General features: G+C 59.3%; 23 protein-coding genes and 1 pseudogene. 11 read left to right on the forward strand and 13 right to left on the reverse strand.

The annotated features are described in order from the left end of the window. Positions 1–104: 104 nt before the first annotated feature. From DTS01S_RS13775 to DTS01S_RS13785, 4 genes are all read left to right on the forward strand, one after another. The gene (locus DTS01S_RS13775; RefSeq protein WP_016447019.1) at positions 105–737 is read left to right on the forward strand and encodes a Rossmann-fold NAD(P)-binding domain-containing protein; all 633 of its coding nucleotides are present in this window, start codon (positions 105–107) and stop codon (positions 735–737) included. A 47-nt stretch (positions 738–784) separates the two neighbouring features. Next, complete coding sequence (locus DTS01S_RS13780; protein WP_061287885.1) at positions 785–1,369, forward strand: flavin reductase family protein; 585 nt, start codon at positions 785–787, stop codon at positions 1,367–1,369. Between the two features lie 158 nt (positions 1,370–1,527). Further along, positions 1,528–2,295, forward strand: a complete 768-nt coding sequence (locus DTS01S_RS30470) for a hypothetical protein (RefSeq protein WP_139223832.1) — start codon at positions 1,528–1,530, stop codon at positions 2,293–2,295. Positions 2,296–2,616: 321 nt separating this feature from the next. After that, positions 2,617–4,113 carry a hypothetical protein gene (locus DTS01S_RS13785; protein ID WP_061287886.1) on the forward strand — a complete coding sequence of 499 codons (1,497 nt, stop codon included), beginning with the start codon at positions 2,617–2,619 and terminating at the stop codon, positions 4,111–4,113. A gap of 72 nt (positions 4,114–4,185) precedes the next feature. On the opposite strand, the gene DTS01S_RS13790 is transcribed toward DTS01S_RS13785, so the two are convergent. Beyond that, the gene (locus tag DTS01S_RS13790; RefSeq protein ID WP_061287887.1) at positions 4,186–5,307 is read right to left on the reverse strand and encodes a helix-turn-helix transcriptional regulator; all 1,122 of its coding nucleotides are present in this window, start codon (positions 5,305–5,307) and stop codon (positions 4,186–4,188) included. Between the two features lie 4 nt (positions 5,308–5,311). After that, the gene (locus DTS01S_RS13795) at positions 5,312–6,451 is read right to left on the reverse strand and encodes a helix-turn-helix transcriptional regulator (RefSeq protein ID WP_061287888.1); all 1,140 of its coding nucleotides are present in this window, start codon (positions 6,449–6,451) and stop codon (positions 5,312–5,314) included. Between the two features lie 118 nt (positions 6,452–6,569). Between DTS01S_RS13795 and DTS01S_RS13800 the strand changes: the two genes are divergently transcribed. Next, positions 6,570–7,370 (forward strand): SprT-like domain-containing protein, encoded by an 801-nt coding sequence (locus DTS01S_RS13800; protein WP_061287889.1) that lies wholly within the window; start codon positions 6,570–6,572, stop codon positions 7,368–7,370. Between the two features lie 66 nt (positions 7,371–7,436). On the opposite strand, the gene DTS01S_RS13805 is transcribed toward DTS01S_RS13800, so the two are convergent. From DTS01S_RS13805 to DTS01S_RS13825, 5 genes are all read right to left on the reverse strand, one after another. After that, a complete protein-coding gene (locus tag DTS01S_RS13805) occupies positions 7,437–7,874 on the reverse strand; it encodes an OsmC family protein (protein WP_016447025.1) in 438 nt (145 codons plus the stop codon). Between the two features lie 158 nt (positions 7,875–8,032). Next, the gene (locus DTS01S_RS13810) at positions 8,033–9,436 is read right to left on the reverse strand and encodes an MFS transporter (RefSeq protein WP_174538892.1); all 1,404 of its coding nucleotides are present in this window, start codon (positions 9,434–9,436) and stop codon (positions 8,033–8,035) included. A gap of 120 nt (positions 9,437–9,556) precedes the next feature. After that, on the reverse strand, positions 9,557–10,855 hold the full coding sequence (locus DTS01S_RS13815; RefSeq protein ID WP_061287891.1) for a hypothetical protein: 1,299 nt from the start codon (positions 10,853–10,855) through the stop codon (positions 9,557–9,559). Then, positions 10,852–13,305 (reverse strand): hypothetical protein, encoded by a 2,454-nt coding sequence (locus DTS01S_RS13820; protein ID WP_061287892.1) that lies wholly within the window; start codon positions 13,303–13,305, stop codon positions 10,852–10,854. The genes DTS01S_RS13815 and DTS01S_RS13820 overlap by 4 nt, the downstream gene beginning before the upstream one ends. 65 nt (positions 13,306–13,370) lie before the next feature. Further along, positions 13,371–14,609 (reverse strand): alpha-xenorhabdolysin family binary toxin subunit A, encoded by a 1,239-nt coding sequence (locus DTS01S_RS13825; RefSeq protein WP_061287893.1) that lies wholly within the window; start codon positions 14,607–14,609, stop codon positions 13,371–13,373. A 487-nt stretch (positions 14,610–15,096) separates the two neighbouring features. Here DTS01S_RS13825 and DTS01S_RS13830 point away from each other — a divergent pair, with 487 nt between their 5' ends. The 3 genes from DTS01S_RS13830 to DTS01S_RS29635 all read left to right on the forward strand — a co-directional run bounded on the left by DTS01S_RS13830 (position 15,097) and on the right by DTS01S_RS29635 (position 20,409). Further along, on the forward strand, positions 15,097–16,038 hold the full coding sequence (locus DTS01S_RS13830) for a restriction endonuclease (RefSeq protein WP_061287929.1): 942 nt from the start codon (positions 15,097–15,099) through the stop codon (positions 16,036–16,038). 201 nt (positions 16,039–16,239) lie between these two features. Beyond that, positions 16,240–17,754: an alpha/beta fold hydrolase gene (locus tag DTS01S_RS30475; protein WP_254787960.1), complete on the forward strand. Its 1,515-nt coding sequence runs from the start codon at positions 16,240–16,242 to the stop codon at positions 17,752–17,754. A gap of 6 nt (positions 17,755–17,760) precedes the next feature. After that, positions 17,761–20,409, forward strand: coding sequence for an ATP-binding protein (locus tag DTS01S_RS29635; RefSeq protein WP_074931735.1), 2,649 nt, complete (start codon positions 17,761–17,763; stop codon positions 20,407–20,409). Positions 20,410–20,792: 383 nt separating this feature from the next. On the opposite strand, the gene DTS01S_RS13835 is transcribed toward DTS01S_RS29635, so the two are convergent. The 4 genes and pseudogenes from DTS01S_RS13835 to DTS01S_RS30480 form a co-directional block, all read right to left on the reverse strand. Next, complete coding sequence (locus DTS01S_RS13835) at positions 20,793–21,014, reverse strand: hypothetical protein (protein ID WP_061287894.1); 222 nt, start codon at positions 21,012–21,014, stop codon at positions 20,793–20,795. Positions 21,015–21,299: 285 nt separating this feature from the next. Then, complete coding sequence (locus DTS01S_RS13840) at positions 21,300–21,515, reverse strand: hypothetical protein (RefSeq protein ID WP_370671612.1); 216 nt, start codon at positions 21,513–21,515, stop codon at positions 21,300–21,302. Next, positions 21,497–21,596, reverse strand: a pseudogene (locus DTS01S_RS31485) (YkvA family protein); the annotation flags it as partial. The pseudogene DTS01S_RS31485 and the gene DTS01S_RS13840, both read right to left, overlap by 19 nt. Before the next feature lie 364 nt (positions 21,597–21,960). Next, complete coding sequence (locus tag DTS01S_RS30480; protein ID WP_156493770.1) at positions 21,961–22,101, reverse strand: hypothetical protein; 141 nt, start codon at positions 22,099–22,101, stop codon at positions 21,961–21,963. A 448-nt stretch (positions 22,102–22,549) separates the two neighbouring features. On the opposite strand from DTS01S_RS30480, the gene DTS01S_RS13845 reads away from it, so the two are divergent. Together DTS01S_RS13845 and DTS01S_RS30880 are read left to right on the forward strand one after the other, a co-directional pair. After that, complete coding sequence (locus DTS01S_RS13845; RefSeq protein WP_061287930.1) at positions 22,550–23,485, forward strand: hypothetical protein; 936 nt, start codon at positions 22,550–22,552, stop codon at positions 23,483–23,485. A gap of 11 nt (positions 23,486–23,496) precedes the next feature. Then, on the forward strand, positions 23,497–24,009 hold the full coding sequence (locus DTS01S_RS30880) for a hypothetical protein (RefSeq protein WP_074931739.1): 513 nt from the start codon (positions 23,497–23,499) through the stop codon (positions 24,007–24,009). A gap of 170 nt (positions 24,010–24,179) precedes the next feature. Here the strand turns inward: DTS01S_RS30880 and DTS01S_RS31205 are convergent, their stop codons facing one another. Further along, positions 24,180–24,488: a hypothetical protein gene (locus DTS01S_RS31205; protein WP_254787950.1), complete on the reverse strand. Its 309-nt coding sequence runs from the start codon at positions 24,486–24,488 to the stop codon at positions 24,180–24,182. Between DTS01S_RS31205 and DTS01S_RS31210 the strand changes: the two genes are divergently transcribed. After that, positions 24,487–24,675, forward strand: coding sequence for a hypothetical protein (locus DTS01S_RS31210; protein ID WP_254787952.1), 189 nt, complete (start codon positions 24,487–24,489; stop codon positions 24,673–24,675). The two genes, DTS01S_RS31205 and DTS01S_RS31210, sit on opposite strands and share 2 nt — an antisense overlap. Positions 24,676–24,716: 41 nt before the next feature. Here DTS01S_RS31210 and DTS01S_RS13850 read toward each other — a convergent pair whose 3' ends face one another. Next, positions 24,717–26,159: an iron-containing redox enzyme family protein gene (locus DTS01S_RS13850; RefSeq protein WP_061287895.1), complete on the reverse strand. Its 1,443-nt coding sequence runs from the start codon at positions 26,157–26,159 to the stop codon at positions 24,717–24,719. Positions 26,160–26,383: the final 224 nt, after the last annotated feature.

The following is a 26,383-nucleotide window of genomic DNA, read 5'->3' on the forward strand; positions in this document are numbered from 1 at the left end:
GTAGGCCCTTCCTCGGTGTCCCTTGCCTTGGGCTGCACCAGTTTTATGCGCCACGCCATCTACGGCACACTGGCTGATCCGTGTCCCCATCGAAAGACCAAGCCATGCAACTGCTGATCGTAGGCGCCACGGGGCTGGTGGGCAGCCAGGTGCTGCAACAGGCCCTGGCCGACAGCCGCATCACCCGCGTCGTGGCCCCGGTACGCCGGGCGCTGCCGGCGCATCCCAGGCTGCTCGCCACCATCGTCGATTTCGAGCACCTGTCCGAAGATGCCGACTGGTGGAGCGCCGATGCCCTGGTCTGCACTCTGGGCACCACCATCAAGACAGCCGGCAGCCAGCCGGCTTTTCGGCGCGTGGACCATGACTACCCGCTGCTGGCCGCCCGCCTGGCCCATCGGCACGGCACGCCCACCTATGTGCTGAACTCGGCCATGGGCGCCGACGCCGGCTCGCGCATCTTCTACAACCGCGTCAAGGGCGAGCTGGAGCGCGACCTGCAAAGCCAGGGCTTCGCATCGCTCACCTTCGTGCGCCCCGGCCTGATCAGCGGCCCGCGCACCGAGCACCGGGCGGGCGAGCGCTTCATGGTCAGCCTTCTTGGCGCCCTGGGCACGCTGCTGCCCCGGCGCTGGCGGCTCAACCCGGCACACCGCATCGCCCATGCCTTGATAGAGGCAGCTGTCAACGCCAGGCCCGGTGTCCATATCGTGGGTTCCGAGGCGCTGGCCGAATGAGCCCGGCGCCTGCACGCGCAAAAACAGAACCCTTCAGGAACCATTGCATGAACCCGCATATTGCCCCGGTCGATCTCGCCAAGTCCTACCGACTGATCAACCACGGCCCCACCGTCCTGGTCTCGGCACGCCACGGCGGCGTGGACAACGTCATGGCCGCAGCCTGGTGCTGCGCGCTGGACTTTGCGCCCCCGAAGCTCACCGTGGTGCTGGACAAGGCCACGGCCACGCGCGCCCTGGTCGAGCACAGCGGCATGTTCGTGATCCAGGTGCCTACGGCCGCCCAGTTGCAGCTCACGCACCAGGTCGGCACGCTCAGCCTGTCCACCGATGCCGGCAAGCTCGCCACCAGCGGCGTTCAGCTGTTCGGCATGGACGGGTTCGACCTGCCCTTCGTGGACGGCTGCGCCGGCTGGCTGGCCTGCAGGCTGATCCCCGAGCCCCACAACCAGCAGGCCTACGACCTGTTCATCGGCGAGATCGTGGGCGCGTGGTCCGACACCTGCGTATTCCGCAACGGCCACTGGCACTTCGAGGACGCCGACCCCGCGCTGCGCAGCCTGCACTACGTGGCGGGTGGGCAGTTCTATGCGATTGGGCAGGCGTTGAGGGTGCAGGAAAGCAAAGAATAGTTTCTTTTTCCATTTCAGAAATCTGGCAGTACTTCTACTGCAATGCTTGCTGCGTCCTGAAGATCAATACCGCATCTGCGGTATATTTTCACTGGGACAAACAATTCATTATTCCTTCCCGTGGGTGTTATTTTTCACATCAACTGAAGGGAATCAAAATGGAATGGAACTCAACAAGAAACCAGTGGACGCGTCAGCTTGTCTTTTCCTTGATCGCGTGTCCCATCGCGGTCTTGATGACAGGGTGCAGTGGTGCAGAGGAAGTCTTGGATGCCATCGCAGTCGCCACAGGAGATGGTGGCAAGCGTGTCAAGCTCACCGGTCCTATCATGGGCGATCAGCGCATGATCTGCATTGATAGTCCACCACGCGTGGCACCGGCCGAATTGCAAAGAGAAATTGACAAATACCTGTTCAAGTCCATCCGTTGGGATAGTGGCACACCCGACAAGAAAACGACTGTCAACAAGGAAATCGAGGACAACCGGTCATGCAGCTATCGGATATCACCTTACGAAACCATTTCCTGGGACCAGTTCGTTTCTGACGCCATCAATCAGCAATTGGCAGATTGGGGGAATTTCAGCGCAAATACAAATATGGCAGGCCAAAAATATATCGATGTCTGCATAAAAGACAATGAATGCGAGGATGGAGATATTCTAGCCATCACATTGAATGAAAGGGAAGTTGCTCGTTCCGAACTTTTCAACCAGCCAAGTTGTTTTGAGGTGCCCGTCAGCTCAGGAGTCAGCTATCTTGGCATACGGGCCATCAATGGCAGCGGCAACAAGGGAGCGTGCTCCTATGCGGATCGAAATACAGGGGAAGTGACGGTAAGCGGGGCCACAGGCGCGGGACGCACGCAGCTCTATAGCGTGCGTGGCGGCCAGGGCTCCTATGGATCACTCACCATCGTCAATTAGTTTTCGCATCCTGGAAGAGGATATGACCGCATATTGACCAGCTCAATAAAAAATTCGTTCGAATGAACTCCTGGGTGCTGCAACAGTCCTGTGGGCTTTGATGTTTACAAAGGGCCAATCGCAAAATAAAGCGAATAGTGCCTGCAGCTCCTGAAAACTCCGCTCAAAAAATATTTCATCCCAGAGCCAGTGCCGAAGCCATCCCGCAAATGCGGTATGGCCTTGCGCACCATGGCTGGGAAGACTGCTGTCTAGGCGGATGAGGGAAACCATCGAATCCTTGCGCCGCCCATTCCCAATCGTTTGAAAGGCAGATACCCAATGACCAAGCAGACCCCCAAATTGCGCCCCACCCTCCTCGCCGGTGCCGTGCTCGCGCTTACGGCTTGCGGAGGTGGCAGTGGCGGTGGCGGAGACAACGAAGTGACGCCACCGGTTGCACCACCAACACAAACGACCCAGGAGTTGGTGCAGAAGTACATGGATGCCAGACAGGCGCTGACCGCCACCCAGTTGCCCGCCAAAGGCACCGAGCGCTTTGCGCATCTCGACGACTGCTACCTGGGCAACGGCAGCAGCAAGGAGCGTCTGGTCACCCATTGGGATGAAAACCAGACCCAGGTCCAGGCCTCCAATGCCTACCAGATTGGGCGGAGCTTCGAAAATCTGCAAATCCTGGCAGAGCGCAAAGCCACCAATGCCGACGGATCCGCACGGCATGAGGTGGATATCAGCTACGACGAAAAATTCACGGACGGGACCAGCACAAGGGACCAGCGTGAAACGCTGATCGCAGGAAGCAGCAGCGGCACCTGCGCCACTCCCCGCAATGCAGCCGAGATGCGCAGCCTGGGCAATCAGCGCGTGGTAAGCGTGGGACTGGTGTCGCGCAACCGCGCCAATGTGATACGCCAGCTGTCCGACGGCGAACCGTCCTCCAGTCCGTTCCACTTGCGGCGCGAGGTGCAGTTTGGCATTTCCGATCCTGCTCGGCTGGCAACTTACGCCATTGTCAGTTGGCCGTCGGCGAAAGCAGGCGGCGCGCGCAACTCGCTCAAGCTGCTGTCGCCACGCATCATGCGCGATGCACCCGAAATGCAAGGCGTGCGGGGCAACGCCAGCTATGCGGACACCAACAACTTCCGGCAGTGTCGATCGAACGCCAGCAACGACGTGGCCAACGCCGGCACGGCAGATTGCACCAACGCGCAACTGGGTGTGGCCAACGACTCGTGGGGCTCCACCGTGCGCAGCGGGTTCGATGCTGCCGCCATGGCAGACGGTGACAACCGTTTCGCAGCGCTGGGCCTGGCAGCGGGAACCGAGGTGCGCTTCGATATCCATGCCGACGATGGCTGGAAAGCCGTCAACGGACAGCAAGGCAAAACACCCATCGCCACCTATCAGGTCACGCTGAAGAGCGGGTCTTATGCGTTTGCGCAGATACCTGTCAATGCCTATCCCCAGTTCAACACCATCTCGCCCTCAGAGGGCGAGATCGTGGCCGGCTTCAAGGCCGGCGGCGGCAGCGCGCAGGTTGTCTGGTCGGCTGCGCAACCGCCAGCGGGCAGCATGCCCATGGCACTTTCAGTACTCAGTTCCTATCGGCAGGGCGCTGCGGCGGGGTCTGCCTCCGGCCTGCCCACGGTACGCACGCCCAACCTGACCGTGCCTGTTCCCAAAGGAGCCACCTCGGCCACCATACCTTTTGGAGGCAAGCCGGACGGTGCATCGGCCACGAACTATGCCGAGTTCCTCCTCGTCTACGCTGACCGCAACGGCAGGGAGATGTACTACAACCTGCAATACACCCCCTGAAGCAAGGGCTGCGTGACCAGCGCCCAATCCATCGCCCAGCCCGCAAGGCGCTGCGCGATGGGCAGGGACTGTTCACACCATTCCCCACCCCTGCAGCAGTTGCACCAATTCCACCTGCCGATGGCAGCCCGTCTTGCGCATCAGGTTCTTCATGTGGGTGCGCGCCGTATGCCAACTGCATCCTTCCATCAAGGCATAGTCCTTCACGGTCTTTCCGCCTGCCAGAAGCAACAGAAGGCGGGTCTCGCTGGGTGACAGGCCCAGCATCTCGCCCACCAGGCCTTGATTCTGCAAAACCATGGAGCCGGGCAACGTCAGAAAGATCAGGGCCAGGGGCTGTTGCCACGGCGCGGCAAACGCATGGTTGGCCGCCAGAGGCAACGCAGTCAGCCTGAGCAGGGACTGGCTGGGCCGGCTGCCTTGGAGCACCAAGGCAGCCGCCTTTGCGGGATTGGCGCAAGCGGCGGAGACCAAGCTCTGCAAGCGTGCATGCGCCTCGCCCGATGTGCATCGCAGCCCGCCGTGCACACATTGCAACGTGCCGAATGTTGCGAGCAGGCGCTCTGCCGCCGGATTGGAATGCTGCAGCCGGCACCGAGCATCCACGACGAGCAGTGCCTGCGCCAGCGCATCCAGTGCCGCGAGTCCCCATGCTGCCTGGCCGCATAGCTGGCCCATGCGCGCGCGCAAGCGGCCGGCCCGCTCGATGTGCGGCATCAAATGCTCTAGGAATGGCTTGTCCTGTGCACCATAGACGCCGGCATCCCTGGGGCGCATGAAACTGATGAAATCACGCGCATTGCCTTCCACGCGAACGGCGGCAGCGGCGGTATGCCGCAGTCCCAGCGGAACCAGCCAATCCGTATAGACGCTGTTCTGTGACGCCTGCCTGGCACTGATGTGCTCATGGTCCAGCATGACCTGGGCCACGGGCAGCCGCTGCACGGTTGCCATCCGCAGGTCGTTGTGCGCGTGGTGTGTCTCGTACTCCTGCATCAAGCCGTGATGCAGACCGAAGCTTTCCAGATTGCTTGCGCTTTGCGGAACGGCTGCCTCGCCAGCATTCAGCGTGAAATAGTGAAAGACGCCCGCCTGCAATTGCGCGCACATTCCCGCGAGCGCCTCGCTCCAGGCCTGGGGAGCGAGCACCCCCTCATACAGCTGACCGGCGATGGCATCAATGCGTTGTTGCACGGACTCACCTCGGCTGCAGGGATTGCAGCAGCCCCACCAATTCCACCTGCCGGTGGCAACCTGTCTTGCGCATCAGGTTCTTCATGTGGGTGCGCGCCGTATACCAGCTGCACCCCTCTATCCGGGCGTAGTCCTTGACGGTCCTGCCCGTGGCAAGCAGCACCGCCAGACGCGCTTCCGAGGGCGACAAACCCAGCGCTTCCTGCACGAGTCCGGGACTCGGGCCAGAAAATGGCGTACCGGCATCCGCCATTACCAGCAAAGCCATGGGCCGCTGGCGGAACGCAGCGGCATGGCTGGGCTTGAGCGGCAGGACCGTCACCATCAACCGCAACGCAGAGCCTGCCGTCATGCACAGCGCCCCGGCCAGGCCCTGTGCATGATGGCCGCAAGCCTGGGCCACAAGACGCAGCAGTTGTGCCTGGGCCTGCCCGTCAACGCAGCGCAGCAGGCCGTGGCGCACAGACAAGGCTTCGCAAAAAGCTGCCAGCAGGCAGTCGGCCGAGGGGTTGCAGTAGTGGATGCGGCAATTTGAATCCACAAGTGCAATGCCTTGCGGCAAGTTGTCCAGGGCTGTGAATCCCAAAGCCGCCTGCCGCGCCAGTCCGCCCATGTGCATGCGCAGGCGGGCGGCACGCGCCAGATCGGGCATCCACTGCTGCATGAAGACCCGCTCCTGTACGCCATAGATTCCACGGTCCGTGGGACGCATGAAACCCAGGAAGTCCTGCGTCCCCCCCTCGTCGCGCACCTTGACACCCAGCGTGTTGCGAAGTCCGTGGGGCGCCAGCACATCGACGTAGACCGCATTGCGCGACATCTCCCATGCGCTGAAGTGCTCATGGTCGAGCATGAACTGGCCCTGGGGCAGGCTCGCCACGACGGACATGCGCAGGTCCTCGCCAACGTAGTGGGTTTCGTATTCACGCAATTTATCGGCATCGATGCCCGCCAGGTCGTGGTTGTGCACGCTCTCGACCACCCCGCCACCAGTGCTGCCCAGCGTGAAGAAATGGAAAACGGACGCGCCCAGCGCCTGCCGCATGGCGTCCAGCGCAGACTGCCAGTCCTCAGCGGAAAGTACTCCGTCGTACAGCAGTCCCGGTATATGGCAACTGGCACCCTGTCGATCAATAAATTTCATGGAAATGAATTATTGATTCTTTATGGCTATTTTCAATCAGACAGCTCTGAATTTCGATACCGGTCTTGCCAAGTCGATTTGGGGCAATGTTCACATGGTTGTATTGCACAATCCATCAATGCCCGCCGCCCCCGTCCGCTCCGCACCCACGCGCGAAACCTATTCCGAACTGCAGCAGGCCTACGAGCACTTCAACCAGCGCCTTTTTGACGATGCCCTGCCCCATTGCCTGATCACGCTGCAGCGCGAGAAACGCACCTGCGGTTATTTCTCTGCCGCGCGCTTTGCCTCGCTGGACGGCAGCACCACCGACGAGATCGCGCTCAACCCCGCCTACTTCGCGGCGGTGCCCATCATCGAGACGCTGCAGACCCTGGTGCATGAGATGACGCACCTGTGGCAGCACCACTTCGGCAAGCCGGGCCGTGCGCGCTATCACAACGAGGAATGGGCAGACAAGCTGGAATCGCTGGGCCTCATGCCCTCGTCCACGGGCCGGCCCGGCGGGCGGCGCACGGGCGACATGATGGCCGACTACGCCGTGGCGGGCGGCCCCTTCCTGGCGGCCTGCGATGCCTTGCTGACCACGCGCTTCCAGCTGAGCTGGTACGACCGCTTCCCGGCCATCGAGCATGTGGTCACGGGCCAGTGGAGCATGGCCACGCAGCTCCAGGGCATGCAGGGCACCCAGCCGCCCATGTCATCCGTGCCCGCCCTGGCCGAAGCCGTGCGGCCCGTGGGCACCTCGGTGGCGGTGCCGGGCTCCACCACCGGCGAGACCACCGTGCAGCCCGTCAACAAGTCCCTGCGCGTCAAGTACCGGTGCGGCGGTTGCGCGGCGCCCGTCAATGTCTGGGGCAAGCCTGGGCTGAACCTGATCTGCGGCGATTGCGGCAAAGGCTTCATGGCCCAGGATTGAGCGCCCGGCAAGCCAGAGTGCTTCACCTGCCCCGCCCCACCTCCCGGCACAAGCGCCTGTGCGGACTCAATGCAGCAGCGTGGCCACCAGGGTCACCTCGGGCACGCCTGCCAGTGCCTTGGACAGCGGGCACTGGGACTTGGCCTCCTGCGCGATCTTCTGGAACTGCGCATCGTCGATACCAGGCACCTTGGCCTGCAGCGTGAGCGCGATGCGGTCGATCTTGAAGCCTTCGCCATCCTTGGCAAGCCGGACCTTGGCCGTGGTGTCCAGCATCTCGGTGGCGATGCCCGCCTTCTCGCAGGCAAAGGCAAAGGCCATCGTGAAACAGGCCGCATGTGCGGCGCCCACGATCTCCTCGGGATTCGTTCCCTTGCGGTCATCCCCGAAGCGGCTGCCGAACCCGTAGGGATGGTCCTTGAGCGCGCCGGTCTCCGTGCTGATGCGGCCCTGGCCGGTCTTGCCTGCACCTTCCCAATGGACGGAAGCGGTTTTCTCGGACATGTGTTTCTCCTGTGCGTTGGTTGGACAAGCCGCCATCACAGCACAGGCGCCACAGGGCAAGGCGTGGTCCCGGGGCGCGCCAGCCCCTGCGCGCACGTCCTACAGAGCCAGGCTTAAACACTCATCCAGCGATCTTTGTGATGGCAAAGCCGGCCCCCTCACCCCACAAACACCTGCCGCGTATCCGTTCGCCCCACGATCACCGCCGCCAACACCGCCGCCCCCGCCGCAACCCCAAAATTCGCCAGATAGGCCGCCTGGGCCGAAGTCTCCAGCAAGGCCGCGAACAGCGATCCGCCAATGGCCAGGGTGGCCGCCACGGCAATGGCCTCGCACAGCTGCAGGGCCGAGCTGTTGGCGCCCTGCTCGCCGGGCGCGGACATGGACAGCGTGAGCACCGACAGGCTTGCCGAGAGCAGGCCCATGCCCAGCCCCGACACGATCCAGCCCACCACCGCCACCCACACGGGCACGGCCGGCCAGCCCACCGATGCCGTCAGCAGCACGCCCGCCAGCACCGCGCTGGTGCCCACGCGCAGGAAGCGGTGACGGCTCCAGCCGTTGCGGCTGTGTCCCTGGTACCAGGAGGCGGAACACCAGCCCAGCGCACCCGCGCTCAGCACCAGCCCCGCCATGGGCGCTGACAGCCCGTGCTCGCGCGCCAGCACCAGCGGCAGGAACGCCTCGGCCCCGAAGAACGCCGCAAACACCAGCCCGCGCAAGGCGATCACGCTGGGCAGCCCGCGCCCGGCGCGCAGCGTGCCGGCCGGCAAGAGCTTCCAGGTGCAGACCAGCGACAAGGCCGCGGCCACCGCCACCGCCCCCAAGGCGCCCGCCGATTGCCTCTGCCCGCCCACATACAGAAGGCAGATGCCCGTGGCCGCGCCCAGGGCCCACAGCCCGCGCCGCACACCGCCCTGCATGCCCTGGCCATGGCCGCCCAGGCCCTGGAGCGCCGGGCGCAGCATCGCCCCGGCCGGCAAGGCCAGCAGGGGCACGCCCAGGAACACCCAGCGCCAGCCCAGGTGCTCCACCACCAGGCCGCTCAACGCCGGCCCCACCAGCGCGGGCACCACCCAGGCCGTGGCAAACGCCGCAAAAATGCGCCGCCGCAGTGCCTCGGGATACCGCCGGCCCACCAGCACATACAGCGCCACCGACATGCCACCGGCCCCCAGCCCCTGAACCAGCCGCCCCGCCAGAAACACCGGCATGGAAGGCGCAAAGCCCGCCAGCAGCAACCCCGCCACAAAACACGCCATGCCAGACCACAGCGGCGCCGCCGGCCCGCGCGCGTCGCACCAGCCGCCCGCCACCGTCATGCCCACCACGCTGGTGGCCAGGGTCACGCCAAAGGCAACCGCGTACAGCGGCACCCCATCGAGCGCGCGGGCCACCGCTGGCATGGCTGTGGCCACGGCCAGGGCCTCAAAGGCAATCAAGGCCACCAGCGAGACGATGCCGATCGTCGTCAGGCGGTAGGGGGAGGACAGGATGGACCAGCTCTCGCCGGTCGTCGGCCGGACCTGATCGTCCAGCGTGAGGGAATCTTGATGGCGCATGGATGCTTCTTGGTTGCAGGGTCTGCGCCGGCCATGGCGCAGTGCCATGGCGACGAAAAGCCTGGAGCATGCAACCTCAAGTGCGGTTGAGATCAAGGGGGTCCTGCCCCCAAGCACCTCTTACCGATCAATCACACGCCAATACTGGCCAGAGGAGCGGCTGGTGGCCGGCAGCATGACGGCAATGCCATGGTTATTGGCCGTGTCCAGCACGACGGCATCCGACAGGAAGCGGTTGTAGAGATGGAACTGGCCCGGCAGGTCGCTGGGCGCACAGCGCCATTGCTGGCCGCTGAAGCGTGGCGAGTCTCCCGCCGACGCCGTCATCTTCAGTTCAAGATGCGGTTTCCCGGCCACGCTGGTGACATCGAGCGCCATGGTGCCCGGTCCGAACGCCGCATTCTGGACAAGCCAGTAGCCCTTGCCGGTGCGCAGGAACCTCCATCTGTCGGCGCCCAGAATCATTGCCGGGAAGGAAATCTGCCATGGCTCGAAGTTGTACAGCCCGGGGGGAGACACAAGCCCCGTGCCCTGCAGCAGCGCTACCGCGTTGCGCCTTTCGCTCCAATACAGGTTCTGCAGCCCGACCCATTGGCGGTCCTTGAGCATGGGGCATTGGTCGTACAGGTAGTCGCCCGTCTCGTAGCGCCCAAATTCCGCATTGCTGAGCCGCTGGGCCGAGAGCGCGTGCGCCTCGGCGGAGATCCGCGCCAGTTCCCGCATGGCGGCCGTCATGGCGATCAAGGGCGCAGACGAGCCGCGCACCGGCCTCACCGGCAAGATGCGGCGAGCATTTGCAAGGTCGGAGGCCACGGCCCGCCAGCGCAACGCCAGGGTGCTGAATTCCGTTGCCATCGCCTGCGGCGCGGGCCCAAGGCGGACCACCGCGTTTGCCGGTGGCGGCTGCCTGGCATGGTGCGCGGCGGCCACGCGAAGCAGCGAGGCATGACTTTCCAGCTGCGCCACGACGGGCGCAGCCGCCGCAATGGCCGCATCCATTTCCGTCTCGACGGCTGCGACACCCGCATTCCACCGGGCCTCGTCCAGCGGTGCGTCGGGGGTCAGCGAAACGGCATCCAACTGGTCACAAAGCTGCTGCAAACGCCCCACGGCCTGCCCCAGCTTTTGCACCGTGTCGGCCAGCCCGTCGATACGGGTACGCAGCGTGCCCCAAGCGGCCGATGCCGCCTTCAGCGAAGGGAACGACTGCATGCTCTCCAGGCTCCTTACCAGCGTCATGCGGCCGCTGGCATCGTCCAGATCAAGCCCGGTCACGAACGAGAACTCGGCGATATCGGTCCATACCTGCCTTGCGACTGGCTCACGCGCCGGCTCGGCTTCGACGCGGCAGCTCGCTGCCATGGCGCCACCGCAGCACAGCGCCGTGGCAGCGGCGGGCAGCCACAGAAGCCGGCTCATTTGGCGGCAGTGCCGGCCATCAACAGGCGCAGGGCCCGAGGCGCTGCCGGCATCTGTCGGGGCTCCAGCACTTCGATCAGCCAGGTCGTGAACGGCGTCGGGCAGACATCTCCCAGGTGCTGCGAGAACTCGATCTGGTCGCCGGCGTAGGTGAAGTTGATCTTCAGGGGCGAGCAGAAAAGCCTCTCGTCCCCGTTGCCCGTGCTGTCGTGAAAATCGCTGCCGGTCACCATGTCGATATCGATGCGCTGGGCCGAGGCATCGGCAAACTCCAGCCAGGCCTGCACCGACGAAAGGCGGATGCGGCGGTAGCTGGCCAGTGCCGGATGGCTGGTGGCAATGGACAGGCTGATGGGCTGCCCATGCGCCAGCTGCTGCAGCAGCGCGGCGTCAGTGACCCGCAATTCCCGCCGCAGATCCCCTTGGGTCCTCGCATTGGCCGCCTGCGCGCTGGCGTGGTCTGCCAGCAGGGTGGCGTGTGCATCTGCCATGGCAGCGGCCGTGCCCGGCATCGACAGACGGTGGCCGGGCTGCTTGCCGGTCTCGTAGGCCTGTGCGGCGCGGACACCGAAGCAGTCCACGAAGAAACCGCGGCGCGCACTTTCTGCCCTGAGGGTGATTTCCCCCTGCAGCCGCGCGCTGCGCTCCAGCTCTGTCAGCGCCTGCTGCTCCAGCGCCTGCAGGCGCTTGCGCTTGCCGATCACCGCAACGTACTCCAGCTTCAGCGTGGCAAGCTCACGGGCAATGGCATTCTTGGATGCGCTTTGCTCAGCCAGCAGGCGGCCATAGACGGCCACCTTCTGCACCTGTGTCTTGAGGGTGTTGGCGGCGTTGCGCACGGCCGCCTCGGTGCCTTCCGTGGCAAGCACCAGATCCAGCCGGTTGACTGCATCGTTTTCCAGCACCGTCCAGGCGGCCTTGGCTTCATTGGCATCCGGCATGAGCGCAAGTGCACGCATGGTGTCGCCCAGCTCCCGGGAAATCCCCTCGACATCCAGCCCGCCCAGCGGCCCACGGATCACCGGCAGCACCGCATTCAATGCGCCCTTGGCGGGATCCACCAGATTCTTGAGCGTGCTGGAGTTATGCCTGGCCCATTGCAGCGGAATGGCAAACGACTGGCCCAGGGCCTTCAGCGCCTTGAGCGGGCCGTCTATGCTGCCGCCAAGCGTCTTGGCCTGCCCGTACAAGTCCTTCAGGCCGAGCACGCCTTTCTGACCGGTCTCGGTCAACGCCTTCGGGTCGGGCGGCACGCCCACGCACAGGGCGGCCACGCTGCCCGCGATTGCGATGACGCCAAAGGCGATTTCCAGGCTCATCTTCACGGTGCGCACGATCTGGGCAACGTCGCTTTCAAGCTTGAGCCGCATGGCGGCAAGTTCCGCTTCAAGCTCCTCCTGGCGCACCGTGCGTGCGGCGCGGTCAAGGGCATCGATCTGCTGAATCAACCGCTGCTCCAGCTCGGTGCAACGTGCCTCCAGCGTCTTGAGGTCCAAGGTATCCCGGTCGGCAAACGCCTGCGCGACGCTGCCCACGGCACCTGCCAGCTCGCCGCTGGCGCGCAGGCTGCGCAGGTGGCCCTCCATGGCCGCCATCACCTCCTGCCGGGCCTTGGCCAGCGACAGATAGCTGCCGGCGCTCAGATCAGGAATCGGCCTGGCCAGCCCGTCAACACCCATGACCGGCAGCAGACGCTGCAGCGAACCCGCCGCCTGGATCAACTCGCCAAACCCGGACTCGACCCCTGACCAGCGCGTGATCCAGCCCAGCGCCTCATGGCACAACGCCAGTTCGGCCGCGCTGTGGTCGCTATGGCCGGGCCTGCCCGCCATGCCGGCGCTCAGGGCAAACAGCGCGGCCAGCACCCTGTGCATCGGCTCGCCATGCTCCAGCAGGCCGGGCGGCACGGGGGTGTGCTTCACCACAGCCCGGTTGTCCTGCCACAGGAAATTGCTGAACTGCGGCCGCGCCACCGTGTCCCAGGCCCCCTCCAGCGCATAAGGGGTGTCGCGCGTGGGGCCGCCGTACAGCGTGAACCGGCCCTCCACGGTTTCCACGAAAATGCGCACCCTGCTGAGCTCGTTGTCCTCGTCATGCAGCATGCGCAGCACCGTCGTGCCTTCGGAAACAATGCGGCGGGCAACCACCGTCAGCCGCCGCACCGCACCGTCAAGCCGCCTGTCGAACCCCTCGGGCACCACCACGGTATCGGCATGAATGTCCAGCGCTTGCAGGCCGGCCGCGTCGGCCTCGTCCAGCGACACCTTCAGGTCCACCACCAGATCGGCCACGATGCCAAAGGGATTGAAGCTGCCGTCCGGCGCCCGGCCGCCGCTGCAGACCAGCGGCCCTGGCGGCACCAGGCCCTCGGCACGGTAGCGATCGATCAGGGTTCGCAATTCAATGGGAGTCATCGCGGCAGTGAGCGCGGGAGTCATTGCTGAAGTCATGGCGGGTGGTTCCAGGTAAGGCACTGCACCTGTGCAGCGGTGGGACAAAGGCCGGAGCAGATCGCTCAGGCTGCCTTCTTGCTGGCAAGCTCCACCAGTTGGTCCACGCTCTGCGCCTTCTTCGGCGTGCCGCCAAAACGGCGGAAATGATCTGCCTGTCCGGCGACACGCGCCCAGCCCTTCTTGGCCGTGCCCAGCACCACCGTCAGGCTGAACCAGTTTTCCCCTTGCAGGGACTTGCGGCCGGTGGTGCTCAAGACCTTGTGTATGTTGCCCAGATCGGCAGAAATCGCGCGCCATGCCTCGCCCAGCGTCTTGAGCTTGGGACCCAGGTCTTCGATGCTCTTGCTGATGCTGTCAAAGCGATCATTGCTTCGGTTGTAGTAGCCGATGAAGCGCTCGTTCGTAGCCATCGTGGCCTGGATGGTTCTCACCTCATCCACCTTCTCGGCAATCTTCCTGCGCGTGACCGCAAGGTCCGCACCCACACCGATATCCACCCCCGCCAGAATCAGCGGCCCGAAAAGCGGAATGGCCAGATAGGCTGGAGACGTGGACAGCACGATGACTTCATCCTTTTCCTTGCGGCGCAGGGCCTTCAAGTCGTTCTCCAGCTTCTCCACGGCGGCCTTCAGCTTCTGGTTGGCAGCACCCTCGGCGCCCAGAGTGGTCGTAAACTTCTGCTTTTGTCCATTGAATGCGGTCTTGCAGGCATTCAGGCGCATCAGTATTCCGTTGCCGTTGTCAAGAATGGAGTTCTGCAGCGCAAAGGCACGCACCGATCGTGCATTGGCGTCTTCAATCAACTGCTCCAGCGCGCTGCTGAAATTGCGCTTGATCTGCTCCGAACGCCCGCTGGGCGTATCGCTTTCCCAAACCTTGACCAGGGCCTTCCATTTCGCTTCCACCGCCGGCTCCGCCGATGGGGTGGGCGCCCCCTCCAGATCAAAACGGTCCACCAGCTCGATCAGCCGTTCATAGGTGGTTGCCGCCACATCGTTGTACTGAACGATATCGTCGGCAAGGGTCAGCATCTTGTCCTGCACATCGACCTTGAACTTCTGGCCGACACCCTTGAGCGTGACGAACAGCTCCACCGCTTCGGAAAACTCCGGCCTGAAAGCATCCTGCTTCTGCATGCCCAGCATGGCGCGCATCAGCTCCGTGGTGGTCGGGTTGTCGGTGACTGCAGACTCGAAGAACGTCGTCAGCCCGATCCAGTCCTCTGAACTGAGAACGGAAATTCCCTTGTAGATATCGGCAGACGGTGTGAATGCATTCGTTGAATTTGCAGGGTCGGACATGGCGAAGGCTCCTGATGGTGAAAGGCCGGATTCGGCCTCGAATCGGTGTGCAAACAAGCGGCGGCGTTGAAGAAATGACCGCACCGCAGTCATCGCCCGCCCTCCTTTTGCGCTCCAGTCGACCGGATGCTAGGTAGCCGCCATGGCCCTGTATGTCCCCCAAACAAGTGACACAAATTCATACAGCACTGGGGATAAGGACAGCAGCCGGACTGCTCTCTCACACCCAATGGCGCCTGTCCCCTGCGCGACCCATGGCAATGAGCACGATCAATCCATTGCCCCAAATGACAAGGCAAGGAATTTCGCAGACCAGGCATAGACCACCCGCTACGTAATCAATAGCACATTGCACACATTCATCGCCAGCCAGAAGACATCATCAGTGTCAATTTCTCTTGATTTCACCGCACCCATTGGCACAGGAATTCGCCTCACCCATAAATGTTGCAAAATGTTCGGCAATTTGAACGGTGGAGGAGCGGGAGTGGCAAGAAAACGAAAGACCAGCACGGCAGAAGACCTCATGGATCTGGTCGCCATGCTGCCCTGGTGGGCTGGCATCGCGTTGGCGCTCACCAGCTACATGGTGCTGCACTCCATTGCCATCCGTCCCCTGCCTGCAGCGCAAAGCCCGCAGCAAATCGGCCAATTGGCAACCACGGCCATATGGCAGGGCTTGGCTACCGGTGGCCAGTACATCCTGCCCCTCATCTGCCTGGCCGGCGCGGCCATTTCTGCCGTGCGCAAGCGCCGCCGCAGCCGGTTGTTCGAAACAACGTCGGCCAGTTCCAGCGCGGATGCGCTGCAGAACATGTCATGGCGGGAGTTTGAAACGCTGGTGGGTGAGGGATTTCGGCGGCGCGGCTACAGCGTCAAGGAAACCGGTGGCGGCGGGCCCGATGGTGGCGTGGACCTGGTCCTCTCGAAGAATGGCGAAAAGACACTGGTGCAATGCAAGCAGTGGAAAGCCTTCAAGGTCGGCGTTTCCACGGTGCGCGAACTTTATGGCGTCATGGCAGCTGATGGGGCTGCTGCCGGCTTTGTAGTGACCTCTGGCCGGTTCACTCAGGAGGCTGTGGCGTTTGCTGCGGGGAGGAATATCCACCTCATGGACGGAGCCGCGCTCATGAAATTGCTGAAGGAAGCAAAGGCCCAGACAGGAGCGGCTTCAGCAAACAAGGCCCGGACTTCTGTACCTTTGGCGAACCCTGTGCCTGTGGCCGAGCCCGTCAAGACGGAGCCTGCTTTTGACACAGTGCCACCGGCTGCCGCCCCAATACTTGGCTGTCCTCAATGCGGGAAAGCCATGGTTCAGCGGGTTGCCAAGCGAGGGCCTGCGGCTGGGAAGGCGTTTTGGGGGTGTTCGGCGTTTGGTGCGGGGTGTCGAGGGACTCGGGAGATGGCTGGGGTCAGGGATGGGAATTGATTTTGTAGATGGTCTGCTATCGACCCTTTGCGGTCGGTTGAAACGCGTCCATCGACACCTGCTGTGCAGCGGCTGCTGGTGGTCGCTGCGATCCGCGAAAACCTGATCTCGGCACTGTCATCGAAACCGGCAGCAGCCTAGAAGCTGCAATGTGATACAAATAGATAGAAGAACCTGGCCACAGAGAAAATTTTGGACATCGTGCAATCAAACACAACGTACTGGCTTCGCGCAAGGAAAGACACAACCGCAGCTATAGTCTTCGTCCACGGCATAAACTCTTGTGCTGATAAGTGCTGGCGTTCGGGACAGAGCTATTGGCCGTCGATGCTTATCGATGACCCTAGATACCGTGCTTTCGACGTAGTCGCACCTGACTACTTTACTGGGCTGGGCTCGGCTGACTACGGAATTTCCGACTGCGCAGCTGAAATGCTTCGGACCATAGAGAGCAAATCCACACCGCATGGTCGATCATTGTTTCAGTACAAGATAATAATATTCGTAGCACACAGTTTCGGCGGAATAATAACCAGATATCTAATCGAATCCCATCGAGAAGCCTTCAATGACAAGACGGTAGGACTTCTATTAATGGCTTCACCATCGCATGGTTCAGTCCTTGCTGATGCAATAAAAATACTCACTGGACTAGTCCGCCACAAGCAACGTGACGAGTTAAGCATAGTTAGCCCCATACTGGACGACTTAGACATCCGCTTTAAACGCCTTGTCCATTCGGATAATCCAAAATTCGCGCTTCATGGGATTGAAGCATACGAACAAAAGAGATTATTTGGACTAAAAAAGATTGTGACACGCAAGTCCGCAACACCATACTTTGGGGAAGCCGTACACATACCGAGGTCAACACACTCTTCGATTGTCAAGCCCACCAGCGTAGACCACCCGTCTTATCTTTTGTTAACTACGCTATGTGAAAGGTACTTCGCCTCTCACTATAGTTCAACAGCGCAACACACCGAACCCCAAGTTATGGACCGTCAAAAACTTGCTGTTTTTGACGTCTATACCCCGGCATGCGAAGAGTTTTACTTCCAACGTCCCATCGACGGCGTAGCGAAGAACGCCATACATTTCAGAAGCCTGTGGCTTCACGGATATTCAGGAGTCGGAAAGACCAGCATCGCTCGACGCATCTCTGAACATTCATCGAGCACGATATGTAATGTCTACCTAGCCAACTGCGATACACCCGTCGCAGAAAAAATCAAGCAGGAAATTGAAGAGTCAATTCGAGAACATCTCTGCAACCTATTCTCACTCCCCCTCAGCACCGAACGCAGCAGCCCACTGGCCATCATAAAATCCGCAGGCAGCTTAACCATATTCTTAGACGAAATTCCGATTGGGGAAAATGCCTCCGAGAATTTTAGAATTTGTGAAGCAATATCAAACTTTCTGCATGAACTCAAAAGCAACTGCGGCGCGTCGGAAATTACGGTACTTGCAGCTTCCTTGAAGAAGCCCCACTTTGCAGACCTCTCAAGTCCCAGTAAATTTTCTGAGCATTTTCAAGTACTCCATGTACCGAGCTGGAGCTCTGAGGACTTAGGCAATCTTGCTGCCCTGATTGATACAGCAAATATCAGTCAGAAAATTAAAATAAATATACAAAGCTTCGTAGATAAAAAATTTGACAATCCGCGAGACCTAAAGAATTCAATACGTGACGAGCTGATCCAACGGGCATAAAAAATAATGAACAAACTAGCCAATTTGACCATAATTCCCGACGATCTCTATGTCGAGCGAGATGCTGATCAACAGCTCAAGCGCGTGATCGACGACATGGGACGGCCAGCATATGTTCTTGTCGCAAGACAGATGGGAAAAACCAACCTTCTGCTACATGCAAAGAGGACGCATCAAAAAAGAGGAGACATATTCGTTTATCTCGACGTCTCAAACCCACTGGAAACAGTTCTTGAATTTTTCAATAGTATTGTTGACGCCATCATCGATACTGGCCTACTGCCTGATTGTGTGGTAGTCGAACTCCTTCGGGGAAGGGAGAAAGCACTACCACTAGCGGCACATCGGCTCCACGAACGAGAACTGCGAAAAATTCTTGCAGCGATACAAGGGAAACTTGTAGTTTTCTTGGACGAAGTTGACGCCTTGGGTAGTCGTCAGTACTCCGATCAAGTTTTCGCATACATTAGAAGCATTTACTTCGCAGCACGGACAAATTTTCCAGAGTTCAATAGACTTTCTTATGTCCTCTCAGGAGTTGCTGAGCCATCAGAGCTCATAAAGAACAAGGATATATCCCCATTTAATATTGGCCAAAAGATTTACCTGGACGATTTTTCTCGCGACGAGTTCAATCTGCTTTGCAAGAACGCCGATCAAGCATTTGATCTGAATACTTTGGAAAGAGTCTTTTACTGGACTTCTGGAAACCCAAGAATGAGTTGGGACATTCTGGCATGGCTCGGGGAACGGAATGACGACGGTGCTCATGTAGGCGAATCCCATGTTGACGCTGCAGTTGATGAACTGTATTTAAAGAATTTTGATCTCCCTCCCGTAGACCACATTCGCAATTTGGTTGAGAAGGACGTTGAACTCCAGACGGCTTTGATTTCTCTGCATTTCGGAAAATCGGATGCAATTCCTTCACACGTCACCAACAAACTTTATCTTGCCGGCATAGCACGATTTGAGTCCAGCAGCGGGGTGATTAAAATTCGAAATCGAATTATTTCGAATTCTCTTTCTTTAGGCTGGGTTCAGGAACTTGAAGGAAAGCTTGCAACACCCGTCGAACGTGCATATGCTGCATATCAGCAGCATAGGTGGGCGGACGCATTGGTTTTGCTTGAGGAATGCTTCAAAACGACTGATAGTGAGTCGTTGCGCGCCGAACTTGCAATTGATATAGGTCGGTGCAAATTTCAAACGGGTGCTTATGAGCAAGCGATCACTTGGCTTGAGGAATATATCCAGAAGAAACACGTTTCAGCCCATCTACATTACAGTACTTTGTACTGGATTGGGTTAGCGAACCATGCAGCTGGTAATACTCAGAAGAGTTTTGAAGCTTTCTCCAAAGCATCGGAAGAAAGCGCCGTTGGTGTAAATCCATTCTTCTATGAATGTCTTGTCAATCGCTGTGTTCACTACGGCACAGATTGGCGCAAGTATTCAAAGGAAACGGAGGCAGTAGTCAAGCAGATCCTTGACCTAGGTGAAAAGCCCGAACAGTTTCGCGACAATCCTTCTCGGGCAGATCACCTAAGATGCTCCGCATATGTACACCTTGCACACTTGCGTAGGCGTCAAGGCCTTATTCCCGAGGCGCTAGAGATTCTTTCGTTGGCAATGAATGTCGGAGATAAAAAATTCTCCGTCGGCATCGCGCTGGAACGGGCTCGCCTTCAAGATAGTGGTGCGTCCCGAATCCTTGTTGCATCTGAGATGGCACTCTCTATTATCGAGCAGGGCTACATCATCGAAGTTGATTCCGCTTTGTATCCATCTGCATTTACTCTACAAAATGCAGGAGAACTCACTGCCATTCTTGCCGTCCAACCAGAAGAGAAGCTTTTCGAGGAATTCATCTCCTACGTTAGAGGACTACTGCACGAAACTCCCAGTGACTTCGTGGAGGTAATCGTTTATTCAGCCGGAATTGCGGTCAGCTCTGGCGCTGTTGCCGGTGCGGCCAAACTTTATCGAATCGCATTTGAGGGAAACAGCCCTGGGATTGATGCAAACACTAGACGGATGTTTGCGACAAATGCGCTTCTAATTGCCTCGGGCGATGTTGTAGATTCGCTCCAGAGAAGGTACTTTGACGAATACCTTCTAGCCCCAGACTCCGATTTTCTGGCAACAGATTATCGAATCGTATACGACGCTTTCCAGTTGCACCTAAAGAACGATACAGATCGTGCAGAGCTCGTTCTTTCCGCAGCAAAGAGACTAGCGCCTGGATTGCTAATCAAGTCCGAGGGCAGTGACTCTTATGATGCAATGCAGATCGGCGCGTTAATTATTGAGGCCTGTGATGTTGAGCTCTTGTTCAAGACACGAAAATACGTTGAAGCTAGTCAACGTGCAGCGGCATGGCTCAAGCGCGCATCCAGCACAAATAGAGTCACGCCACCCAGTTACTTCAATCAAGATGTTCTCCGGAGCATCTCTGTACGAGTGCGTGAAATAGCCTTCTCGAAGAAGGCGGTTCCTCAATATGTGCGTGGAGAGAAGAAAATCGGACGAAATTCCGTCGTGACAGTCGTGGTCGCCGCTGATGGAACGCGAAAGACAGGAAAGTATAAAAACTTTGAGTCTGATATTCGCGCCGGAAATCTCTTGCTCGACGGCACTGCAGGCGGATCTTAGAAGTTTCTGATTACCATCGGCCTTCCTGTGCCGCTGAATCGCAAAGTCACGCGAGACGAAGAGTGAGTTCATCTTTCTTACTCAAAGGGGTGATAAATCTACATTCCCTCATTTATCTAAACAACTTTCAGACCATGACAGGACTTCAGCAGACTCCTCAGGTCACTGGCTGCTCTTAGCATCAGAAGTAATTGGTATTTCTGAACTGAATGACTGTAGCCAGCCTGACGTGGTTGGCCAGGCGGGCGTCGCGACCGACCGCTCCTGGCCGAGAGCAGTCCTCAATAGCCCAGCTCTCCACGTGTTCCAAACCCTGCGAGCAACCGCAAAAGCGCCCAGAAAGGCCACGCATCACATGCGTGGCCACCCAGGGCAGCACACAGTCAATCCAGTTCCCTCACCACCCCGCGCTCACTCACTCCTCCCATCACCCCCTCAATCGCCTCTTCCTGTGCCTGAATAAACGCAAGCAATTGCCCCGGAGTCACCGGCTCCAATGCATGCCCCGGGTAGGCACCCATGATCAAACTGGAAATCAGCCCCAACTGATCCTGCACGCGCCGCAGGCTGTTGTACTCGGGCTCGGAAAGTTGAAAGTACAGCATGGCAACTCCTCAATGAGCACGCTTGGCGGCTGACGCAAAGGAATGCCCAAGTGCTCGAAGCACGGGACCACGCAAAGGATTGGGAGAGGGTTCGGGCATTGATACGCCCGCAAGGAAAGCAGCCATAAGGCCTCCTGTGAGTACGTCCAACTGCTTTCGGGAGTGTGGCGGGACCGCCTGTGAAGGTGTGTTCAGCACCTGGGCGAGATGATACAGCGCTCAGGCACAGCTCCCGCATCCTTGTGTTGCCCGCCCGCCGCCGCTCAGCCCGGCAAGGCTCCGCGCTCAAAGACCCCAGCGCCTTCGGAACGCAAGGAAGACTCCCACGCAAACGCATAGCCAGACGCTCACCACCAGGGCGACTCCGGCACGGCTTCGGGGCTTGCGGCCCTGGACCTGCATCCAGGCCTCGGCCTGCTGGCGGCTGTCGGCCAGCACGGCCGGGGGAAGCAGCCGCACGGTGAGCCAGATCAGCGCGAGCAGCAGCAGGACGTCATCCACATAGCCCAGCACGGGGATGAAGTCGGGGATCAGGTCGATGGGGCTCAGGGCGTAGGCGACTACGAAGGCGCCCAGGGTCTTAGGGCCTGTTCACACTAATCTGGGGATCGCGTTGCCCGGCTGCGGGGTCGTATGCAAGGCGCACGTGCGCAGCAAGGCCCGTGCCTTGCAAGCGCGTGCAACGCCGCAGACGGTCCCGCAGCCGGGCAACCCGAAGGGAAGCTGCCTGCCAGCCCGCCACTCGGCGTTGCGCTCCTTGTGCGTGTGGGCACACGCACGGCGTCGCGCGCCTTGATTGGCGGGCTGGCAGGCAGCTTCGCGACCCCACATTAGTGTGAGCAGGCCCTACCGTACCAAGGCGTCTGCGGGCTCTTGCAGGCAAGCCACAGGGTGACGCCATCGCGCTTGATGCGTCGTGCCCAGGCCTTCAATCTTTCACTGGCTGTCATGGATATACGAGGTTGTGACCGGGCTGGATGATGGCGGCCGGCTGTTGCCGTTGGGGCTGCGCCGCCAGGCCCGCGCAGCACTCGATGATATGAAACGCCAGCCCGCTGCGCGCGGTGTCCTTGTACCGGGTCTTCATGACCGCATCACCACGGTGCCGTGCCTGTGGCCGCAAAGGCCCGCAGCACGGCGGTGTCGGCTGGCCTGCGTCCACTGGGGAAAATGGCTGCACTGACTGGCAAAGCCTTGTCACCGCCCTCTTCCTCATTCCAAATCCATATCGACTGCACTCAAGGCATGCATCTCGTATATGCATCTAGGAATAATCTGAAAATAATCAGTCACCAGCCTTTCTGCTTGACTTCCAGATACCCAAGAAATCAAATAGCCGGAGTCCCACAACGGAATTCCCACGCCATTGATTGACATTGGCCTTGGGAATGATTGCGAACGCGTAATTCCCACTCTGATACCTGATCGGTCCTGATTCATCACAGGCCTGATGGGAGGCCTGCGTTCGTGATTTTTCTGGCATTTGGCAAACCACCATTTCCTTATTCATTCCATTAACCATTCGCATGCAGGCCATGGCAACATCCACCGATATCACCCGTCCGTATATCAGCTATGAAAAGGCCTTCAACAGGCAGATCACCCGCGCCATGGACAGCCAGCAGGTGGACGTGGTGGTTCTCACGCCGCAAGAGTTCGTGGGCGTCCTGCAAGACAGGTCACGCAATGACCCGCGCCTGGCGGCCAGCCTGCGCGCCATCCTGGCCCAAAGCGCCCTGGGCCGGTATTGGACGCAGACGGCCAGCCCCAATGCCGGCAAACCCTGGACCATCCCCGCCTCCATGCTGGCCAATGACGCGTACCTGTTCACCAGAACGCTGATTGCATTGCGCCTTGCCGGTGCGCGCACCTATGTCAAGGCGACTCCCAAGGGCACCTATATCATCATCACGGGCCGAGCCGGGTTTCGCGGCAATCTGCTGCAGGGCACGCGCTTTCTCACCACCAATCCCCGCATGGTCCAGATGGGTCTGGGCATGCGCGGCCTTCAGGGCGTGGCCAGAGGGGGCTTCATCTTGAGCTTGGTCGTTGGCATCGGCGTGGAGACATTGGACTTCATCTTCAACGACGAGAAGACCATGCATGACCTGGTGGGAGGGATTGGGGTGGAGGCGGTCAAGGCTGGGTTGGCGACGATGGTTGGTATAGGGGCGGGAATTTTTGTCGCAAGCGTAACCACTATTGCTGTTTTTTCTTTAGGTGCCATGGCCTTAATGGTACTTTTTACCGGGATAACTTTAAATGGAATCGATAAAAGTTGGGAAATAAAGAAAAATGTTATTACTTCATTAAAAATTTTGACAAACAGCACACCTTCTGGCATATATCGCGTTAATACTGACGCTCTCGTCACAGAACAGTTGAGTGGCAATCATGAAACAACAGAGATCAAAGAAATACCCCAGAACCATCCTAAAAACTTACTATCTCCTATCAATCGCAAAAATTGATTAGTCTTGAAATGGAAAAAAGAAATTTAACCGAAATCAGAAAATCAATAATATGGAGTATTCCACTTTTTCTGCTGCTTCTAGCAATGTCAATTTGGAGTATTTTCTATTCTCTATGCGAAACCGTAAATGATTTGAATAAACTCGCACCATCAGTAAGAATCACACCATTTGAACCAATTGCGTTGTGTGTGCCAATAATTTCAATCACAGGAATTATCATTGCAATACAAAAAGCAATCCCTTGCATGGAAGACGCCATAAAAATCACAACGCGTATTTTTTTATCCGCCATAGCCGCAGGAGTTCTTATTATGTTTTTTTGTATTTTTGCAATTACGCCTTTTCAATACTATGCCATGCCAAAACTTGGCTATACCCGCTGCAACATTCTGGAAGATCATCCCACCATATATTTCACTGACTGGGTCAAAAATCCCGATTGGTGTGTGCGAGGCAAAAGCCGGGAATGGGTCAATGAGCAAGCTCGCCTGCCCAATGATTCAGACCATGGATCTCGGTGAAATGTCGTCAAGGCGTATCCACCTGAGTGGTGGTATCACAAAGGAAAATCAGAGATGGCGCCATCAACCTGAGAGAGTTAAGCAACAGAAGTAAAAGAAGAAAAACAAAGACAAACGCTCGGTACAGCCCAGCAATCTGCTGGCACCTATTAATCGAAAAATATGGATATTTAAGTGGAAGAAAATAATCTGACCGAGTTCAGAAAATCTTTAATCCATGGCATTCCTTCCCTTCTATTGGTCTCAGCACTATCAATATGGAGTACAAAATTTTCATTCCTAAACACAATAATTGAACTGAAAAATTCCGCTCCATCCGTAAGAATTACACCATCCAGTTTGCTAGTGGCGTATTTCCCTATAATGTCAATCACAGGAATTATTTTTCTTGTACAAAAATCAATTCCTTGCAGATCAAGTATCCTGAAAATCTCAGAGCGCATTTTCACGATTACCACAATCACGGGAGTAGTGATCATGATTACTTTTCTTCTTGTAATAACTCCTTTGCAATACTATGCCATGCCAAAATTAGGCTATACACGCTGCAATATTCTGGAAGACCACCCCACCATTTATTTCACAGACTGGGTAAAGAATCCCGCCTGGTGCGTGCGTGGCAAAAGCCGGGAATGGGTCAAAGAGCAAGCCCATCTTGCCCAATGACCAGATGATTTTTCCCGGGTAGGTAAAGAGGGTCGAATGGCCTACCGGCCCAGGAACAGGCGGGTGGCGCGCAGGCCCAGGGGCGTCCAGTGCAGGCCCGGTGACATGGCCTGTACCAGCAACTCATGCTGGGCCGCTGGATCGAGCGTGGGGTAGCGCTGCTCGAAGAGCATCAGGTCTGTGTCCAGCTCCTGCGCGCTGCGGCCCGGGTCGGGTCGCGCGCCACGGGATGTGCGCAGGCGTTCGGCCACGCGAAAGCTCATGCGCCGCGCCGGTTTGCCGGGCTCGGCCACGGATTCGAAGGAGGCGCCATCCGCACTGGCCGGCCCACGCAGCCAGTCATGAATGACTTGCAGCTCATAGGGAGAGAAAACACCAAACATCTCTGCCCGCTCGCCCTGCAGCAGCTGCCAGAAGCGGCTTTCCTCCGCAGGCCGGTTGCGTTGTATCCAGCGTGCCTGCTCCAGCGCTGCCAGGAAGGCAGGCATGTCCTGCGGATGGGACAGCCAGTCATTGACGCTGCGGCCGGCCACCTTGCAGAAGTCCGAGTGCGCGCCATGCCCGGAAGGCGATTTGCGCGCCAGGATGCGCACCACCTCAGCTTCGATATCGAACGACCGGATCACGTCCAGCGTGCTGGTGCCCGTGTCTGCCAGCCGGGCGCCTGCGCGTACGCGGCGCCAGTAGTCGCCGCCATCGTCAATGCGCGGCGCGTTCTCCCAGGCGGCAATGCAGGCGCGCCGGGCATGGCCGGTGTCGGCGTTGTCCACGGTGACATGCAGCGTGAAGTAGTAGGGATCTATCCCCAGTTCATTGAGTTCGTAGGCGGTGATGAGCAGGTGCAGCGGCAATTGCTCATAGCCCAGGTTGAATCCCACGATCTCGGGCAGGAACTGCTGCGCATTCCAGCCCAACGCCAGCTGTACCAGCCCCTGCCGGTACAGGTCGTCGGGCAGATCCTCCACGGGATCAAGGCCATACCTGGCCAGGAGTTCCCGGTAGAGCTTGACGTGGTTCTTGTCGGCCATGCCGTCGCCCAGTTCTTCCACATAGGTGGTGACCAGGTCCGACATGCGTGAGTTGCCCGCATGCGCGCACAGGCCGTAGAGCCAGGAACCGTCCACCAGCTTGGTAGGCGCCACATTGCGCAGGAAGTACAGGGCATGGGCGCGGTTGCCGAAGTAGCGGCGTGCCGCACCCGCCTTGCGCTCTGCCAGGTAGGCCTGGTACTGGGCGTGCACTTTCTCGACATTGGCACGCATCCAGTCGGTCAGGTGCTCCGGGTTGTCCGGCAGGCCATCGGCATCGGCAGAGGTCTCGGCGATCACGCCGTGCAGGAAGTCCGCAGCAGCCTGGCGCTCCTGTTCGGTGGGCAGATGGTTGGCCAGGCGCTCGTAGAGCGGCACATGCAGGAAAGAAGGCGCAAGCGTGCCTGCGCCGGCGGCCGGTTCGATACGTGGGGATTCCAGCAGTTCTGTGTTCATGGTGGGGCTTTGGTCCGTAACGCCTTCAGGATGCGGTGTGGCCCTCGGTACAGCCATCGGGCCAACGCCTTCCTGTGCGTCGTAATACGCCTACCCTTCGCGCAGGCGCCCGGGCCGGCCCGCCGTCGCCCTGGCGCCCGCGCTCATGGCAGGGGAACAGGATCCGGCCCGGCCTTGCCGGCGAGCATTGGCTGGTACTGGGCGCCGGCCTGCTGGGCATGGGC

The sequence above is a fragment of the Delftia tsuruhatensis NBRC 16741 genome, assembly GCF_001571325.1.
GTDB lineage: Bacteria > Pseudomonadota > Gammaproteobacteria > Burkholderiales > Burkholderiaceae_C > Comamonas > Comamonas tsuruhatensis.

Excerpts from the sequence above, each read along its gene's own strand:
- DTS01S_RS13780 (WP_061287885.1), top strand. The coding sequence starts at position 785 with ATGAACCCGCATATTGCCCCGGTCGATCTCGCCAAGTCCTACCGACTG.
- DTS01S_RS31205 (WP_254787950.1), bottom strand. The coding sequence starts at position 24,488 with ATGATCACTACTCCCGTGATTGTGGTAATCGTGAAAATGCGCTCTGAG.
- DTS01S_RS13835 (WP_061287894.1), bottom strand. The coding sequence starts at position 21,014 with ATGCTGTACTTTCAACTTTCCGAGCCCGAGTACAACAGCCTGCGGCGC.
- DTS01S_RS30470 (WP_139223832.1), top strand. The coding sequence starts at position 1,528 with ATGGAATGGAACTCAACAAGAAACCAGTGGACGCGTCAGCTTGTCTTT.
- DTS01S_RS13820 (WP_061287892.1), bottom strand. The coding sequence starts at position 13,305 with ATGACTTCAGCAATGACTCCCGCGCTCACTGCCGCGATGACTCCCATT.
- DTS01S_RS13815 (WP_061287891.1), bottom strand. The coding sequence starts at position 10,855 with ATGAGCCGGCTTCTGTGGCTGCCCGCCGCTGCCACGGCGCTGTGCTGC.
- DTS01S_RS13845 (WP_061287930.1), top strand. The coding sequence starts at position 22,550 with ATGGCAACATCCACCGATATCACCCGTCCGTATATCAGCTATGAAAAG.
- DTS01S_RS13850 (WP_061287895.1), bottom strand. The coding sequence starts at position 26,159 with ATGAACACAGAACTGCTGGAATCCCCACGTATCGAACCGGCCGCCGGC.
- DTS01S_RS13805 (WP_016447025.1), bottom strand. The coding sequence starts at position 7,874 with ATGTCCGAGAAAACCGCTTCCGTCCATTGGGAAGGTGCAGGCAAGACC.
- DTS01S_RS30880 (WP_074931739.1), top strand. The coding sequence starts at position 23,497 with ATGGAAAAAAGAAATTTAACCGAAATCAGAAAATCAATAATATGGAGT.
- DTS01S_RS30480 (WP_156493770.1), bottom strand. The coding sequence starts at position 22,101 with ATGAAGACCCGGTACAAGGACACCGCGCGCAGCGGGCTGGCGTTTCAT.
- DTS01S_RS31210 (WP_254787952.1), top strand. The coding sequence starts at position 24,487 with ATGATTACTTTTCTTCTTGTAATAACTCCTTTGCAATACTATGCCATG.
- DTS01S_RS13785 (WP_061287886.1), top strand. The coding sequence starts at position 2,617 with ATGACCAAGCAGACCCCCAAATTGCGCCCCACCCTCCTCGCCGGTGCC.
- DTS01S_RS13810 (WP_174538892.1), bottom strand. The coding sequence starts at position 9,436 with ATGCGCCATCAAGATTCCCTCACGCTGGACGATCAGGTCCGGCCGACG.
- DTS01S_RS13795 (WP_061287888.1), bottom strand. The coding sequence starts at position 6,451 with ATGAAATTTATTGATCGACAGGGTGCCAGTTGCCATATACCGGGACTG.
- DTS01S_RS13775 (WP_016447019.1), top strand. The coding sequence starts at position 105 with ATGCAACTGCTGATCGTAGGCGCCACGGGGCTGGTGGGCAGCCAGGTG.
- DTS01S_RS13825 (WP_061287893.1), bottom strand. The coding sequence starts at position 14,609 with ATGTCCGACCCTGCAAATTCAACGAATGCATTCACACCGTCTGCCGAT.
- DTS01S_RS13800 (WP_061287889.1), top strand. The coding sequence starts at position 6,570 with ATGCCCGCCGCCCCCGTCCGCTCCGCACCCACGCGCGAAACCTATTCC.
- DTS01S_RS29635 (WP_074931735.1), top strand. The coding sequence starts at position 17,761 with ATGAACAAACTAGCCAATTTGACCATAATTCCCGACGATCTCTATGTC.